The following is a 14825-nucleotide window of genomic DNA, read 5'->3' on the forward strand; positions in this document are numbered from 1 at the left end:
TTGTTTTAAAGTCTTTCCTGGCTTCGCATCCAGCGTTCCGGAATTTCGTTGTTGCTGGCCAGCAGGTAATCACTGTAGGCGCAGGGCGCAAATGTTTTATCCGGCAATTGCATCCACCAGCGGCCTGTTTTTTTACTTTTCAGGAAAACGGTGTCTATGTCTGTAAACGCGATATGAAATTCAAGGAAAGATTCGCGTTCTGTTAATTGTGCTTCTTTGTTCTTTACGGAGCGCCCGTCCATAAAGTACCACAGCATCTGTGAGATCTGTTTGGCCGTGAGGTTGTCTTTATCCTTTGCTGAATCATACCCGTAAATACCATAGGTGCTGAGTTGTGAACTCATGCCGGCATAACGGGAAAGCGCGCAGGCTTCTTCTCCGCTGAATCCGTTGGGAGAAAGGGAATTGGCCGGAGCGTCCGTATGTTTGATCATATTCACGTCTACACTGAAAAGATCCGTGTTGCGGAGAACGGGTTCTATGTCTTCCATATTCTCGCGCACATTACCCAGGCGGAAACAATCGAAGCGCAGTTTATCCAGCGTTTCCAGCATGCGGGGCTGCACAAAATAACTCTGGAAGCCGATGTGGTTATAGTGGCGGATGTAGTTAGGCTGTTCCATGAACATATCCAGCAGGAAACGTTGGGAGCGTACAGGAGAATTTTCCTGCAGGTCTATCAGCGCATCTGCTACGGTTACTTCAATGATGTATTTTTTTGTGGCGTAAGCCTGGTATTGTGCATAGGTAAGATCATGAGAGCCGCCGAGGATGATCACTGTTTTTCCGGCATCTATGAATTCTGTGAGCACGCTTTTCATGGCTGCGTAAGAATCAGTCAGGCTGCGGCCGGCAATGAGATTACCGGCATCAGCGAGGCGTACATCTTTATGCCAGTGATACAGACGATAGAATTCTCTGCGGATGGCATCGGGTGTACTATTGCCTCCGCTGATGGTGCCATTGCCTCTTTCTTCACCTGCACCTAATAAAATAATGTCTGCCGTATCCAGGTCAGGAATATTGTCTTCTTCATACAGGTCTATCATACGGCCGATCTGCAGGTCGTCGTATTCTTCGTCATCGTGTAATTGTGTTTTGGAAACAGGCGTGAGAAAATCCTGCAGGTGCGTAAAGTCTATCATCACAACGGATATTGTTTGCTCGCAAATCTACAAGAAGAAATTTAATTCATAGCATAGGAAGTTAATGTTCATAAAATGAACATTGCGAATGTTTTCCGGCTTCTTGAATAATTGAGTGTGCGGTTAGTGTGCAGTAGGGACCAGGCAGGAAAATACTACCGGATAGGGATGAAAATTCTTAAATCAGTTTTTGTGGACGATGAACTCAAATGCTTTTGGCTCTTTGCGAAAGAAGGCACGTTCAAGGATGCGGCGTTTGCTACTAACACGATGTTTGTTGCAGTCGGCTACTTCTGTTGCGCGGGCAAGGTAATCCATGGTTTCAACCAGAGACAGCATATCGCTGATCTGCTTTACTTCGTGCTGGATCTCCTGCTCGTTGTAACGGTCTTCATGTAGCAAGATGAGTAAATCCCTCTCTACAGGCTTCATGCTAATTGATTGTTTTTATTTGTTGTTGACATATTTTTCGATAACGTGTTTTCCCCCATTAATCGGTTTCTCCAGCATGGTTTTGGTATAGTTTGTCTCAGTTTCTATGTCTTCTAATGCTTCATCCGCCCTTTCTGCATTGGCGGGCATCCACAGTCATTTTTCTTCAACACGCTGCAACCTTGCCCCATTAAGCTAACCATAAATAAGAAGAGAAAAACCCATTTAAACTTTTTCATAGTGCATTATAAAAAAACTTATTCAATATTGCATTTACTAGCCTAAAAGAGTTTACCGTTTCTTAACAATGGTCATTTCTAAATTAAGCTATTTTCGCATAAAATTTCTAATTATTTGTCCACACACTCCCTTGTGCAGAAAAAAGTTCTCGTAGTACCATTGGATTGGGGTCTAGGCCACGCCACGCGCGACATCCCGCTGATCCACGAACTATTAAACGCTGGTTGTGAGGTCCTTATTGCGGCGGAAGGAAAACATGCCGCCCTGCTTTCCCGGGAGTTCCCACAGATCACTATTTTACCCCTTCCCGGCTATCAAATCCAATATTCCCAGAAAGGCCTCTTTTTTGGCCTCAAAATAGTACAGCAGATCCCCAAGATCTGGAAGGCCATTCGTTACGAACAGGCCTGGTTACGCAAGATGGTGGCGGATCTTGGCATCAATGCCGTGATATCCGACAATCGTTTTGGCCTCTATCATCCCGATATTCCCTGTGTGTTTATTTCCCACCAGCTGCTCATCAAAACCCCCTTTGGCGGTTTTACCGAGCGCGCGCTGCAAAGGATCAACTATAAATATATTAACCGCTATTCCGCCTGCTGGATCCCCGATTTTGCCGGAGAACCCAATCTGAGCGGGGTTTTGGCACATCCTACCACCCTTCCGGAACACACTACTTACCTGGGCTGCCTTTCCCGCTTTGAGCCCATGGAAAATGTAGAAAAGAAATATGATCTGCTGGCATTGATCTCCGGACCGGAACCACAACGCACAAACCTCGAAGAACTGCTGCTGGCGCAGGTTAAGCAGATACCAGGAATGAAAGCCCTGATTGTCAGCGGCCGGCCGGATCAGGTGGAAAAGAGGGAGATTGCCCCGGGGGTTTTCCAGGTAAGCCACCTTGGCGCAAAAGAATTAAATGAAGCCATGCTGGCATCCGACATGGTATTGAGCCGCTCTGGCTACACTACCCTGATGGATCTGGCCAAACTCAATAAGAAAGCCATTCTCATCCCCACACCCGGACAATCCGAACAGGAATACCTGGGCAAATATTTAATGCAGAAAGGATATTTCTACAGCCTCCCCCAACACCAGTTCAACCTGCAAAAAGCCCTGGAGGCAGTAAAAACATTCCCATTCACCACTTTTCAGCACGGGCAGGACATGGAAGCCTATAAAAAAGTGGTGCAATCTTTCGTAAAAACACTTTAGGATTTTGCCCCATTTGGAATTGATTAACGAAAACTCAGATGTTTTCCTTCAGCGATTCCACGGCTTTTTTCTCACTACCCACGAATATTTTCTTCCCTATAATTGTTACCGGCCTCTTCAGGAATGTATATTCTTCCAGGATGAGCGCCCGGTAATCTTCTTCTGTTAATTCTTTTTGCGCCAGGCCCATGGGTCCATATTTCTGAGAACGGCGGCTGAACAAAGCCTCATAACTCCCGGCCAGTTTACGCATCTCATCCAATTGCTCTGGTGTGATCTTATCCTTCTTAATGTCCTGCAACGCATAGCCCTTTCCTACAGCATCCGTTTCATCTAATATACGCTTGCAGGTACTGCAGCTCGACAAATAATAAATCCTTTTCATGGCCGCAAAATTAGGTAATTGTTTACTTTTACCGAATGAGCAAGAAACTCTTTCTATTAGACGCCATGGCACTTATTTATCGTGCCTATTATGCATTGATCAGAAGCCCAAGGCTCACCAGTAAAGGGCGTAATACCAACGCCCAGTTTGGATTTACCTCTACCCTGCTGGACCTCCTTAACAAAGAAAAACCCACCCACATTGCTGTGGCTTTTGACACGCATGCCCCCACTGAACGTCATACGGACTTTGCTGATTATAAAGCTAACCGGGAAGAAGCACCGGAAGATATCATCGCAGCTATCCCTGATATCAAGAGGATCATTGAAGGATTTAATATCCCCGTGCTGGAACTGGATGGATTTGAAGCGGATGATATTATTGGTACCGTTGCCTGGCAGGCTGCCGCACAAGGCTACACGGTTTATATGGTAACCCCTGATAAAGATTACGGCCAGTTGGTAAAAGATAATATTTTCATCTGGAAGCCGCCGGCATTGGGCAATAAGGAAGAGATCATGGGGTCCAAAGAAGTTTGCGAACGCTGGCAGATCAAAGATGTAAGCCAGGTAATAGATATACTCGGCCTGATGGGTGATGCTGTGGATAACATTCCCGGTATTCCCGGCGTTGGTGAAAAAACGGCGATGAAATTACTGGCAGAATGGGGTTCTCTTGAAAATATCCTGGCCAATGCAGATAAGATCCCCGGTAAAATGGGAGAAAAGATCAAGGCAGGAACAGAAAGTGCCATCCTCTCCAAGAAGCTCGCCACCATCATCACAAATGTTCCGGTAGATTTTCATGAAGAAAATTTCTGCTGCACAGAAGTGAATAAAGAAGCCCTCACGGAGATCTTCGCAGAACTGGAATTTAAAACGCTGGGCAAACGTATACTGGGTGACAGCTTTAACGCGATCAGCGGGGAGGCCTCCGGCAAACCAGTACAGCAAGACCTCTTCGGCAACAATGTAGAAACCTCTTCAGCAGAAAACCTCGCCCAGGGAGCAGAAGCTATCGAAAGCGTAGGCCTCGTTGCTGATAAAAATATCGACAATACACCACATACTTATCATCTGGCAGATACCCCTGAAAAACATGCGGAACTGATTGCCATGCTGATGAAAGAAGCGGAGATCAGTTTTGATACGGAAACAACGGGTACAGATGCCAACGCAGTAGAGATCGTGGGAATGAGCTTTGCCGTGAAACCCGGCGAAGCATGGTATATTCCATTACCCGTAGATCAATTTGTGGTAAAAGAGATCCTGGAAAAGTTCCGCCCGGTATTTGAAAGGGAAGATGCGCTTTTCATTGGCCAGAACACCAAGTATGATATGATCGTACTGAAATGGTATGGTATTGAAGTGAAAGGCCAACTGTTCGACACCATGCTGGCGCATTACCTCATTGAGCCGGAAGGCCGGCGCAGTATGGATCTGCTGAGTGCACAATATCTGCAATACGCGCCTGTATCCATTGAAACGCTCATTGGTAAAAAAGGAAAAGGCCAGGGCACGATGCGGGATGTGGAGATCGAAAAGATCAAAGAATATGCTGCGGAAGATGCGGACATTACCCTGCAACTGAAACACAAGTTCCTGCCAATGGTGAAAGAAAAGGATGTGGAAAATGTGTTTTACAACGTGGAGAATCCGTTGGTGAAAGTGTTGACAGACATAGAATACGAAGGTATTTCTATTGATATGAAAGCGCTGGCAGACTATTCCAAAGACCTGGAAACGGATATCCGCAAAGCAGAAGAAAGTGTTTACCAGCAAGCGGGTGTAAGATTCAACCTGGCTTCTCCCAAACAACTTGGTGAAGTGCTGTTTGATAAACTGCAACTGGATCCCAAAGCCAAGAAAACCCGCACCGGGCAATATGCTACAGGAGAAGATGTGCTTTCCAAACTGGCCAGCAAACATCCTATCGTAGATAATATCCTGGCCTTCCGGGAACTGAGCAAACTGAAATCCACTTATGTGGATGCCCTGCCATTAATGCTGAATCCGCGCACAAACCGGGTACACACATCCTTTAACCAGGCAGTGGCAGTAACCGGCCGGTTAAGTTCCAATAATCCTAACCTTCAGAATATCCCTATCCGTACGGAAAGAGGCCGCGAGGTGAGGAAAGCTTTCGTGCCAAGGAGTGAAGAATTTACGTTGCTCTCCGCGGATTATTCCCAGATAGAATTACGCATCATTGCCGCTATCAGTGAAGATGCGAACATGATGGAAGCCTTCCGCACAGGACTGGATATCCACACCGCCACAGCAGCAAAAGTATATGGCGTAGAGATCGGAGATGTTTCTTCTGAAATGCGCCGGAACGCCAAGAGTGTGAACTTCGGTATCATTTACGGCGTGAGCGCATTTGGCCTCAGTGAAAACCTGGGCATTCCGCGCGGCGAAGCCAAGATACTTATCGACAACTATTTTACACAATATCCTTCTATTAAAAAATACATGGAAGACCAGGTGAAGTTTGCCCAAAGAACCGGTTATGTACAAACATTGCTGGGGCGCAAACGCTGGTTAAAAGATATCAATTCCTCCAATGCAGTGGTGCGTGGTTTCGCAGAGCGAAATGCCATTAACATGCCCATCCAGGGAACTGCGGCTGACATGATCAAATTAGCCATGATCTCCCTGCACAAAACGTTCAGGGAGCACAACTTCAAATCCAAAATGATCCTGCAGGTGCATGATGAGTTGGTATTTGATGCCCATCTGGACGAAGTAGAGATCATTAAACCGCTGATCATTGAAGGCATGCGCAGTGCCATGCCGTTGTCCGTTCCGGTGGAAGCGGAGATCGGGACCGGTAAAAACTGGCTCGAAGCCCATTAACAACTTTTTCTTTTAAGGCCGGAGGAAATTTCTTCCGGCCTTTTGTCATCTAAAAATCTGTCAATTCTTCTTGGCACGCCCCTTGCTTTTCCCAAAATCCTTTACTAGTTTTCGCTTATGATCCAAACCTTGAGGTTACAGTTGTTGCCCTGCACGTTGAAACACTTTGAAGCGCTTTTGCATGGGAATGAAGCATTAGCCCAAACTTTGGGGGTAGACGTACCAGAACAGTGGACAGAATATCCTGAAATGGTGTTGGTTGCTTATGATAAATTGCGCAATGACCCATCCCTGCTGGGGTGGTTCTTCTATCTGGCTATTCATAAAACTGATAAACGCCTGATAGGTACCGGTGGCTTTAAAGGTCGCCCTACACCGGAAGGAGTAGTTGAAATTGGTTATGAAGTGTCCTTAGAATACAGGGAACAGGGTTATGCCACAGAAATGGCCGGAACCCTTGTCCGTTTTGCATTTAATCATTCCTATGTTAATAAGGTAATTGCCCATACGCTCGAAGAATATAACGCAGCAGTGATCGTTCTCCAGAAGAACGGATTTCATTTCGCCGGCGCCGTGAATGGTACCGATGCGGGAGAATTATGGCGTTGGGAGATCACCCGTGAACAATTTGAGGCTGCAAATACCGCTCATCAATCAACCTGAATGCCGTAATACCCAGATCCTTTACATTTGCTTCATTCTTTTATTTTAATCTAAACCTGAGCATGAAGAAACTGATCATGGGCGCAGCGCTGTTATGGAGCATGGCCGCGGTTGCACAAAACGTTCCCCTTACCAACAAAGAGGGTAGTAAATATCAATTCACCGTACTGAAAAGCCAAGATGCCTTTGGCGTACAGAACCAGGGCCAGACAGGTACCTGCTGGTCTTTCTCCGGTCTTTCCTTTTTTGAATCAGAACTTTTACGCAATGGCAAAGGCAAAAACCTTAACCTGAGCGAAATGTTTGTGGTGCGCAAAATGTACCCGCTGAAGGCAACCAATTATGTACGCATGCATGGCAAAGCCAATTTCGGCGAAGGTGGCGGATTCCCTGACGATCTGCTCTGCCTGAAAAACTTCGGCCTCGTACCGCAGGATGTGTATGATGGCAACCGCCAGAAAACATACAACCATGCTGAGATGGTGGGATTACTGGAGAGTATGTTAAAACCCCTCGGCAACGCCAACACCGTAAACCCCGCCTGGCAAAAAGCTACGGATGGTGTGCTGGATGCATATCTCGGAGCTACGCCTGAGAAATTCCAATACAACGGCAAATCTTATACTCCCCAATCCTTTGCAAAAGAACTGGGCCTGAATGCAGATGATTATGTGATCATCTCTTCTTTTAATCACCATCCCTTCTATCAGCAATTTGTACTGGAAGTGCCGGACAACTGGAATTGGGAAAAGGTATACAATGTGCCTTTAAATGAATTCACGACCATCGCGGAACAAGCTGTGCTGAATGGCTACACCCTTGCATGGGCTGCTGATGTAAGCGAAAAAGGATTCTCTTTTAACAATGGCCTGGCTATTGTTCCGGAAAAAGACTGGGCAGATTATTCTGAGAAAGAACGCCAGGACCTGTTCACGATCCCTGCAAAGGAAAAAGTGATCACACAGGAAAACCGTCAGCTGGCTTTCGATAATTACGAAACACAGGACGATCATGGTATGCACATTACCGGTCTGGCTAAAGACCAGGATGGTAATAAGTTCTTTATCGTGAAAAATTCCTGGGGAACGGCGAATGCCTGTGGCGGATATTTTTATGCCTCTGTACCTTACTTCGCCTATAAAACCACCTGTTTCATGGTGAATAAAAAAGCGATCCCTGCGGATCTGGCAAAGAAAATGGGTTTATAATATTTTGAAAGGCTGGCCATCTGGTCAGCCTTTTTTTATGCAAATAATTCTTCCCAGCTGCCGGCGCCTTCCCGGATCAGTTCAATTTCCGGCCCTGTACAATCTATCACGGTAGAAGTGATCAATCCCCCTGGTCCTCCGTCAATCACAATATCCACCAGCTTCCCGAATTTTTCATGGATGATCTCGGGGTCCGTATATTCTTCCACATAAGTATCAATAGGCAGCGAAGTACTCATGATGGGATTGCCGAGTTCTTTCACGATAGTGCGGCAGATAAGATTATCCGGCACCCGGATACCTACCGTATCTCTTTTCGTTTTCAGTAATTTGGGCACCTGTCTGCTGGCAGGGAGAATGAAAGTATATGGCCCTGGCAAAGTTTTCTTGAGCAGCCGGAACAGCGGCGTGTCCACACTTTTGGTGTAGTCCGTGAGGTGGCTGAGATCTGAACAGATAAAGGAGAAATGTGCTTTTTTTGGATCAATTCCTTTTATCCGGCAAATGCGTTCCACCGCTTCACTTTTGGAAATATCACAACCCATCCCGTACACGGTATCTGTTGGATAAATAACCACGCCTCCGTCTTTCAGGCATTCTATCACCTTACTCAAATTTCGCGGATTCGGATTTTGCGGGTGCAATTCTAAAAGCATGATCCTGTTTTTATCTGTATATATAACAATCGTCGTTCTTACAATGTTGTATGTGAAAAATACGCAATAATCTTGCTAACTTTCCGGCCGGTATTGAAAAACTATTGAATGAAATTAAAAGGTATAGTCCCCAGAGCCTGGCGAGTGCTGAAGAAAGTATTTATCATCCTCTTTATCGCGCAACTGTTGTACATCATCCTGCTTCGCTGGGTGAATCCTCCTGTTACCACAACAATGATAGCCAGTTGGTTCAGCCTTTGGGGTACCGATAAATCATTCAAAAGGGATTATGTGAGCATGGATGAAATTTCTCCTTATGCCAAGCTGGCGGTGCTGGCCAGTGAAGATCAACTATTTCCTGATCATAATGGTTTTGATTTCAAATCCATTGAGAAGGCCATGAAGCACAATCAGAAAAGCAAAAAGATCCGTGGTGCCAGTACCATCAGTCAGCAGGTGGCAAAAAATGTGTTCCTCTGGCAAGGCGGTGGCTGGTTTCGTAAAGGACTGGAAGTGTATTTTACTTTCATGATAGAAAAGCTTTGGGGTAAAAAAAGGATCCTGGCCGTGTATCTCAACGTAGCGGAAATGGGAGAAGGTATCTTTGGAATTGAAGCGGCGGCACAGGCTTATTATCATAAACCGGCGGCATCGCTTAACAGAGAACAGGCTGCCATGATTGCTGCTTGTTTACCCAATCCTGTTAAATACACCGTGGTTCCTCCGGCACGTATTACTTCCTGGCGGCAACGCAGGATCTTAACACAGATGCGCTTTTTAGGACCAGACCCGGATATTTCAGCTTTGGTAACAGGGTTTAAAGGGAAGTAACTGCCTCAATAGCTGTTTGCAAACGTTCTTCATATCCCCCGCGGATGTCCGCCCATGGCAGTCCGGAGTTCATCACGATATCCCTGTAGATCTGGTAGAAGTATTGTCTTTCTTCCGGTTTGGGATGTTCGCGTAGCGGATCATCTTCCCAGGCAATATCAATATAGGTGAGTAAGTAAAGATCATATTTCCGGGAGGCGATCATTTCTAAGATCCTCGGATCACAATCACCATATTTTGCTTCGCTCCATACTTTGATCACCTGCAGGTCTGTATCACAGATCAGTAATTCATTCGCTTTTACCGCGGCTGCATCTTCTGTGATCAACTGGCCTTCCGCCATGCGTAAAAGATCTTCCTGTTCATAAGGCCGGTTCAGCTGCATCAGGTAATCCCGCGCAAACTCAGGCACCCACAGTGTTTTGTAATGTGCTGCCAGTTGTGAACTGAGCGTGCTTTTACCGGTGGACTCAGGCCCTATGACTACTATTTTCTTCACGATAAAGTTTTAACCAATGGAAATACCCTGTTACGGCTACAATAAATAAAAAGATAGTGAGTGTGGCGGTGGCAGGATAATGTTTATGGAAGAACAACGGCACGGCTACAAAGTTTGAAATATTCAGGAAGATCCAGTTCTCCACTTTCCGTTTCGCCAATAGCCACATGCCACTGCAGGCTGTAGCGGAAACAAATGCATCAATGGCTGGCACATCTGAATTAGAAAAGATCCGCAACAGCGTATAGAAGAGTCCCCAGCCAATAACCGCAATGGCAATAGCCGTGATGAGTTCCTTATTATTCACACGGGTAATGCGTACCTCTTCCTTTTGTGTTCCTTTTACCCAGTAATACCACCCGTATACACTCATGATAAAATAATAAACATTCAGCGTGGCTTCCGCATACAATTTAGCATGTTGCTGTGCCAGCATCCAGGCATAAATAGCGGTGCTGATAAGCCCTGTAGGATATACCCACACGCTGTTCTGGCGGGAACACAAAACACTGATCACCCCAAACAAAACCGCAATGGCTTCCAGTAAGCTCATGTGCTGAAAATCGGTTATTATTTCCTGCATGTTCTTTTATTCTTTATCGCCAATCAATACTCCTGAAACATTCCAGGCGCTGAAACTTCCGCCTTCCGGTTTACCCAATGGAATGGCTACTTGTATGGTATGTTTACCTGGTGCCATGTCTGGTAAAGGAATTTCTACAGGTAAAGTAATAGTACCGGGGCACCAGTTGGAACGACTCAGATCTGAAGAGGAAAGCCCGTTTCCAAAGTTGCCGGATGCAGGATTTAATAAACGGTAAGTAGCGCAATCTTCTCTCCAGGGAATAAAGTGATACACTCTTTTACCATCCGCAAAGATCTCATTCAGCTTGGGGACAAATTCATCTCCTCCACCCCAGCCACCATGGCCGGTTGTGAGGTAACGTAATTTCAGGTTCTTTACACCTTGCGGTACTTCTATAGTTACAGTGAGGGAATCTTTATCGAACATCGTACCGTATTCTTGTCCGCCCATTTCCATGAGGTTGGTGCTATTGAACACCGGCATAATCCATGTTTTATTCTCCAAAGCACCTTCTCCATCATACCCCGGATAGTATTTGAATTGCAAACTGGCTTTATGCCCGCCTTTATCATAGTTGCCAATGAAAACGCCTATCCAAACTTCTCCCTGCAGGCTTGGCAGCAACACAGAAATATCCTGTTTATATACGGCGGAATCTGCCCAGTCGTATCCTTTGATCTTTGCCTGTGCATTAAAATGCCTTACGCCAAACGGCGTGAAAAAACGCATGAGTTCCAGTGGGGGTAAGTAATTACCTGTGGCCACTACACCCTGGTATTTTTTCCCGTTGCGGCCAGTATATACCGGCAACGCCTGCACGCCTTGCTGTAATCCATTCAGGAAAGACAGTGGCTGGTTAGCCGGGATCATAAATACAGAACCCGTACGGTCATACGCATCGCCATTGGAATATTGTACCAGCTCTGCAAAAAGCCGCTGGCCGGGCTTTGCCGCCGGGAGTTTTACTTTTTTAAGGATCACGGTGCCGCCGGAGAAATGATACACGGCATCTAATTGTTCGCCAGATGGATTGTTGATAGGATTGCCAAAACTGATCTGCTCTCTATCGAAAATGGTCAACGTAGTGTAACGGCTTTCAATCACCTGCCGTTGATAAGTGGGTTCATCTACAATAACACCCGTGTTAGTTGGCCAGGCTAATTCTTCAGAAGTAATAGTCCTGTATTCTATGTTCTTCGCAATCGTTTCTGAATTCCCGTTACGGATAGTTTTTAAAACGAGTCCCATACCCGGTGCAATAGAAATGCTGGGTGTGCCTTTAATTTTCAGATCGTTTGTGTACCATACTTCTATGGTATTGGAACGGATAAAGAGTTTTGCTTTTTTACAAGGGATGCCGATGATAGTATCTATGCCAGGCAGCAGTTCTGCTTTCACGTATTCTGAAAATGGTTTTTTCAGTGTGTAGAAAGTGCCGTTGCTATTCAACACCTGGTAGCTGGCTTTTTCTCCCAGCTGGAGGAATTGCTGCTCTGTCTGCCGGCCCTGGGTAACCAGGCGAACCCGGTTACCTTTAATGAAGAGCTTTTGTTCTCCGCGGGATTCTTTCCCGTTATTGCGGAACCCATAGGTAACAACGGCCTCTGTTTGTGCAAACAAAGGCGCACTGGCCAATACCAGTGCACATGCAATTAAAATCCCTCTCATGGTGTAAAGCTAAGGATCATAAATGAAAAAAGCGCAGCCTGAGGCTGCGCTTATAACACTATCATTCACTCAACTATGGCTTATTCTGCTTCCGCCACTACTTCCTTCACCTCAGGGATCATTCTCTTCATCATCCCTTCAATACCCGCCTTAAGCGTGATCATGGAAGATGGGCAGCCTGAACAGGAACCTTGCAGCATAACGGTTACAACACCGTCATCGTAATCTTTGAACTGGATAGCACCGCCATCCATTTCAACTGCAGGTTTCACATAATTCTCGAGTAATTCTTTAATACGTTGAACAACGTCGCTTTCGTCTCCGCTGAAAACGGGAGCCGCCACGATATCGTCCTCATTGATCACAGCACGGTTGTCTTCCAGGTATTCCTTCAGGAATTGCTTGATGGCAGGAATAACATCCGTCCAGTCTGTATCATTGGTTTTAGTAAGCGTTACAAAGTTGCTGCAGATGAACACACCCTTGATGAAAGGGAAAGTGAACAGCTCAGCTGCCAGGGGTGAAGGTGTTGTGCTGGCCGCATCAGGGAAATCGATCGATTTATTCGGATACAGGAGTTTGTTTACGACAAACTTCATCGTTTCCGGGTTCGGCGTCATTTCCGTATAGATACTGATGATTGGATTTCCTGTTTTGATCATTATATAACTATTTTCTTCTGCAAAATTAGCAAAATTTAGCGAGAGTTGGGCGACGAAATCGCTTCTTCTTCACTAAAGCTTGTTCTAACAACTGTAATCTATTTGATTACTTTTGCATATATGATGTCACACAGCAAAACGCTTCATGCCCGCAAAAGGATCGCTCTGATTGCGCATGACCACAAAAAGGCGGAATTATTAGAATGGGCAGTTTACAACAAAACGGTTCTGGCCCGCCATGAGCTTTATGCAACTGGCACCACCGGCAAGTTGCTGGAAGAATCGCTGGATGTATCTGTTCGTAAACTGCTGAGCGGCCCCCTGGGTGGGGATCAGCAAATTGGCGCTGCTGTAGCGGAAGGCAGGATCGATGTGATCATTTTCTTCTGGGACCCCATGGAGGCTTTGCCCCATGACCCGGATATCAAAGCTTTGCTGCGGCTGGGCGTGGTTTGGAATATCCCGATGGCCAGTAACAGGGCCTCTGCGGATTTCCTGATGACCTCCCCCCTGATGCACCAGGAATATACTGCCAGTCTGCCGGACTACAGTTTGTACCTGGGACGCAAAATGTAAGGGCGCCCTTTTTTACGTTGGTTCCACAAAAAAAGTTCTTGGCTTTTCGGAACATGGGCATTCCATTTCCCTAATGTGCTTTATCATAATGCTGTTTCAGCATATCCTCTCCAAAATCATTCTTCAGATCCCGGAACGAAGTATGCACATGGTTTGCTTTGTTCTGGGTATTATCATATTCAATGATAAAAGTAGGTCCCTGGATCCGGTAGTAATGCCCTATCCCCCATTCCTTCCCGCCTGCCCAGGCAAAATGTAATTGATCCCAACCTGCCGTTTCTATCTCTTTCCACAGGATATCCGCCATCAGCTTGGTATAGCGGTCAATATACACCGCCAGTAATTTCTTTAATAATTGCTGCTGGGCGGGTTTCAGTTTACTATAAGACAATCCCGGAGGGTCCTGCAACCAGGCCGTTCTTTTATTCCCGGTAATAATATCTGCCGGAGCGGTTTCTGCTACCAGGGCAACTTTCAGCTGTTCGGCATCTAAACCGTTCAATAATTGAAAACCCAGCACAGATTCCTCTTTTAAGATCTGCAATCCCTTTTTAGGACCGTCCGGAACGATGGCCGGATTGGCACCCATAAATCCCGGAGTTCCGGAAATCAAGGTTTTATCTGCCGCAGAAAAATTCAGGGAGAGGTGATGGCCTTCCATCCTCCAGCCCCAGGGCTTTCCTGCTCCCGGATCTCCAAAGACGGTAAAGTAATATTTCCCGGGATTCCTGTAATCATCATCATCCCCGCGGCCTTCCAGTGCACGCAGTACCAGTTCCATTTCCACAATAGAAGATGCCTTTTTATACCCGTCCGCACTCATGCATAATTTCAGGAGGTCATATGCCTTCCCCCGTTGTGCAACACTCATGGCTCTTAAAGGAAGCCCCTTTCTTTCACGTGGAACAAAATGCCAGTTGAAGCGTTCTGCATCTTCCCAGCTCATGCAAGCCTGTTGCCGAAGCGGGGCGTCCAGCGAAACGATGAATTCTTTTGCCGCTTTTTCTATGGGGGATTGCCCAAGTGTTGCAATGCTAAATAGGACTGAGAGAAAGAGAAGTACCCGCTTTTTCATGACGATGGAATGTGTGATAAACAAAATACAAATCTTTTATCATTATCGGGAATTAAGGTTTGGCGTTGCTTTTGCTGGAAATGAAGCACTTCTGCATTTGGGATTTGACGATGGGAGGGTTATTTTCGC

General features: G+C 46.1%; 15 protein-coding genes. 6 read left to right on the forward strand and 9 right to left on the reverse strand.

The genetic code is table 11. From position 1 onward, the window contains the following. Positions 1–5: 5 nt before the first annotated feature. Positions 6–1145 carry a formimidoylglutamase gene (locus GFS24_RS15125; RefSeq protein WP_153660587.1) on the reverse strand — a complete coding sequence of 380 codons (1140 nt, stop codon included), beginning with the start codon at positions 1143–1145 and terminating at the stop codon, positions 6–8. Positions 1146–1328: 183 nt separating this feature from the next. Further along, entirely contained in the window at positions 1329–1547 is a 219-nt protein-coding gene (locus GFS24_RS15130; protein ID WP_153660589.1) for a hypothetical protein, read from the reverse strand. A 384-nt stretch (positions 1548–1931) separates the two neighbouring features. Between GFS24_RS15130 and GFS24_RS15135 the strand changes: the two genes are divergently transcribed. After that, positions 1932–3032 carry a glycosyltransferase gene (locus GFS24_RS15135; protein WP_153660591.1) on the forward strand — a complete coding sequence of 367 codons (1101 nt, stop codon included), beginning with the start codon at positions 1932–1934 and terminating at the stop codon, positions 3030–3032. Positions 3033–3066: 34 nt separating this feature from the next. On the opposite strand, the gene GFS24_RS15140 is transcribed toward GFS24_RS15135, so the two are convergent. Continuing rightward, on the reverse strand, positions 3067–3417 hold the full coding sequence (locus tag GFS24_RS15140; protein WP_153660593.1) for an arsenate reductase family protein: 351 nt from the start codon (positions 3415–3417) through the stop codon (positions 3067–3069). A 35-nt stretch (positions 3418–3452) separates the two neighbouring features. Between GFS24_RS15140 and polA the strand changes: the two genes are divergently transcribed. The 3 genes from polA to GFS24_RS15155 all read left to right on the forward strand — a co-directional run bounded on the left by polA (position 3453) and on the right by GFS24_RS15155 (position 8143). After that, the gene (polA, locus tag GFS24_RS15145; protein WP_153660595.1) at positions 3453–6272 is read left to right on the forward strand and encodes a DNA polymerase I; all 2820 of its coding nucleotides are present in this window, start codon (positions 3453–3455) and stop codon (positions 6270–6272) included. A 117-nt stretch (positions 6273–6389) separates the two neighbouring features. After that, a complete protein-coding gene (locus GFS24_RS15150) occupies positions 6390–6935 on the forward strand; it encodes a GNAT family N-acetyltransferase (protein WP_153660597.1) in 546 nt (181 codons plus the stop codon). Positions 6936–6997: 62 nt separating this feature from the next. After that, on the forward strand, positions 6998–8143 hold the full coding sequence (locus GFS24_RS15155; RefSeq protein WP_153660599.1) for an aminopeptidase C: 1146 nt from the start codon (positions 6998–7000) through the stop codon (positions 8141–8143). 35 nt (positions 8144–8178) lie between these two features. Here GFS24_RS15155 and GFS24_RS15160 read toward each other — a convergent pair whose 3' ends face one another. Continuing rightward, entirely contained in the window at positions 8179–8799 is a 621-nt protein-coding gene (locus tag GFS24_RS15160) for an L-threonylcarbamoyladenylate synthase (RefSeq protein ID WP_153660601.1), read from the reverse strand. A gap of 108 nt (positions 8800–8907) precedes the next feature. Here GFS24_RS15160 and mtgA point away from each other — a divergent pair, with 108 nt between their 5' ends. Further along, positions 8908–9630 carry a monofunctional biosynthetic peptidoglycan transglycosylase gene (gene mtgA, locus GFS24_RS15165; RefSeq protein ID WP_153660603.1) on the forward strand — a complete coding sequence of 241 codons (723 nt, stop codon included), beginning with the start codon at positions 8908–8910 and terminating at the stop codon, positions 9628–9630. Here the strand turns inward: mtgA and GFS24_RS15170 are convergent. The 4 genes from GFS24_RS15170 to GFS24_RS15185 form a co-directional block, all read right to left on the reverse strand. Continuing rightward, a complete protein-coding gene (locus tag GFS24_RS15170) occupies positions 9617–10129 on the reverse strand; it encodes an AAA family ATPase (RefSeq protein WP_371730828.1) in 513 nt (170 codons plus the stop codon). The genes mtgA and GFS24_RS15170 overlap by 14 nt on opposite strands. Beyond that, entirely contained in the window at positions 10101–10712 is a 612-nt protein-coding gene (gene pnuC, locus GFS24_RS15175; RefSeq protein WP_153660605.1) for a nicotinamide riboside transporter PnuC, read from the reverse strand. Before pnuC ends, GFS24_RS15170 begins: the two co-directional genes overlap by 29 nt. A 6-nt stretch (positions 10713–10718) precedes the next feature. Beyond that, positions 10719–12383: a PNGase F N-terminal domain-containing protein gene (locus GFS24_RS15180; protein ID WP_153660607.1), complete on the reverse strand. Its 1665-nt coding sequence runs from the start codon at positions 12381–12383 to the stop codon at positions 10719–10721. A gap of 80 nt (positions 12384–12463) precedes the next feature. Then, entirely contained in the window at positions 12464–13045 is a 582-nt protein-coding gene (locus GFS24_RS15185) for a NifU family protein (protein WP_153660609.1), read from the reverse strand. A gap of 120 nt (positions 13046–13165) precedes the next feature. On the opposite strand from GFS24_RS15185, the gene GFS24_RS15190 reads away from it, so the two are divergent. Further along, on the forward strand, positions 13166–13621 hold the full coding sequence (locus GFS24_RS15190) for a methylglyoxal synthase (RefSeq protein WP_153660611.1): 456 nt from the start codon (positions 13166–13168) through the stop codon (positions 13619–13621). A 70-nt stretch (positions 13622–13691) separates the two neighbouring features. Here the strand turns inward: GFS24_RS15190 and GFS24_RS15195 are convergent, their stop codons facing one another. Further along, positions 13692–14696: a DUF3500 domain-containing protein gene (locus GFS24_RS15195; protein ID WP_153660613.1), complete on the reverse strand. Its 1005-nt coding sequence runs from the start codon at positions 14694–14696 to the stop codon at positions 13692–13694. Positions 14697–14825: the final 129 nt, after the last annotated feature.

It is taken from the genome of Chitinophaga sp. SYP-B3965 (assembly GCF_009647655.1).
GTDB lineage: Bacteria > Bacteroidota > Bacteroidia > Chitinophagales > Chitinophagaceae > Chitinophaga.

What these genes read in the sequence shown, in the direction of transcription:
- GFS24_RS15140 (WP_153660593.1), bottom strand. Translation starts at nt 3,417, where the DNA reads ATGAAAAGGATTTATTATTTGTCGAGCTGCAGTACCTGCAAGCGTATA.
- GFS24_RS15125 (WP_153660587.1), bottom strand. Translation starts at nt 1,145, where the DNA reads ATGATAGACTTTACGCACCTGCAGGATTTTCTCACGCCTGTTTCCAAA.
- GFS24_RS15180 (WP_153660607.1), bottom strand. Translation starts at nt 12,383, where the DNA reads ATGAGAGGGATTTTAATTGCATGTGCACTGGTATTGGCCAGTGCGCCT.
- GFS24_RS15155 (WP_153660599.1), top strand. Translation starts at nt 6,998, where the DNA reads ATGAAGAAACTGATCATGGGCGCAGCGCTGTTATGGAGCATGGCCGCG.
- GFS24_RS15150 (WP_153660597.1), top strand. Translation starts at nt 6,390, where the DNA reads ATGATCCAAACCTTGAGGTTACAGTTGTTGCCCTGCACGTTGAAACAC.
- GFS24_RS15190 (WP_153660611.1), top strand. Translation starts at nt 13,166, where the DNA reads ATGATGTCACACAGCAAAACGCTTCATGCCCGCAAAAGGATCGCTCTG.
- GFS24_RS15185 (WP_153660609.1), bottom strand. Translation starts at nt 13,045, where the DNA reads ATGATCAAAACAGGAAATCCAATCATCAGTATCTATACGGAAATGACG.
- polA (WP_153660595.1), top strand. Translation starts at nt 3,453, where the DNA reads ATGAGCAAGAAACTCTTTCTATTAGACGCCATGGCACTTATTTATCGT.
- pnuC (WP_153660605.1), bottom strand. Translation starts at nt 10,712, where the DNA reads ATGCAGGAAATAATAACCGATTTTCAGCACATGAGCTTACTGGAAGCC.
- GFS24_RS15195 (WP_153660613.1), bottom strand. Translation starts at nt 14,696, where the DNA reads ATGAAAAAGCGGGTACTTCTCTTTCTCTCAGTCCTATTTAGCATTGCA.
- mtgA (WP_153660603.1), top strand. Translation starts at nt 8,908, where the DNA reads ATGAAATTAAAAGGTATAGTCCCCAGAGCCTGGCGAGTGCTGAAGAAA.
- GFS24_RS15160 (WP_153660601.1), bottom strand. Translation starts at nt 8,799, where the DNA reads ATGCTTTTAGAATTGCACCCGCAAAATCCGAATCCGCGAAATTTGAGT.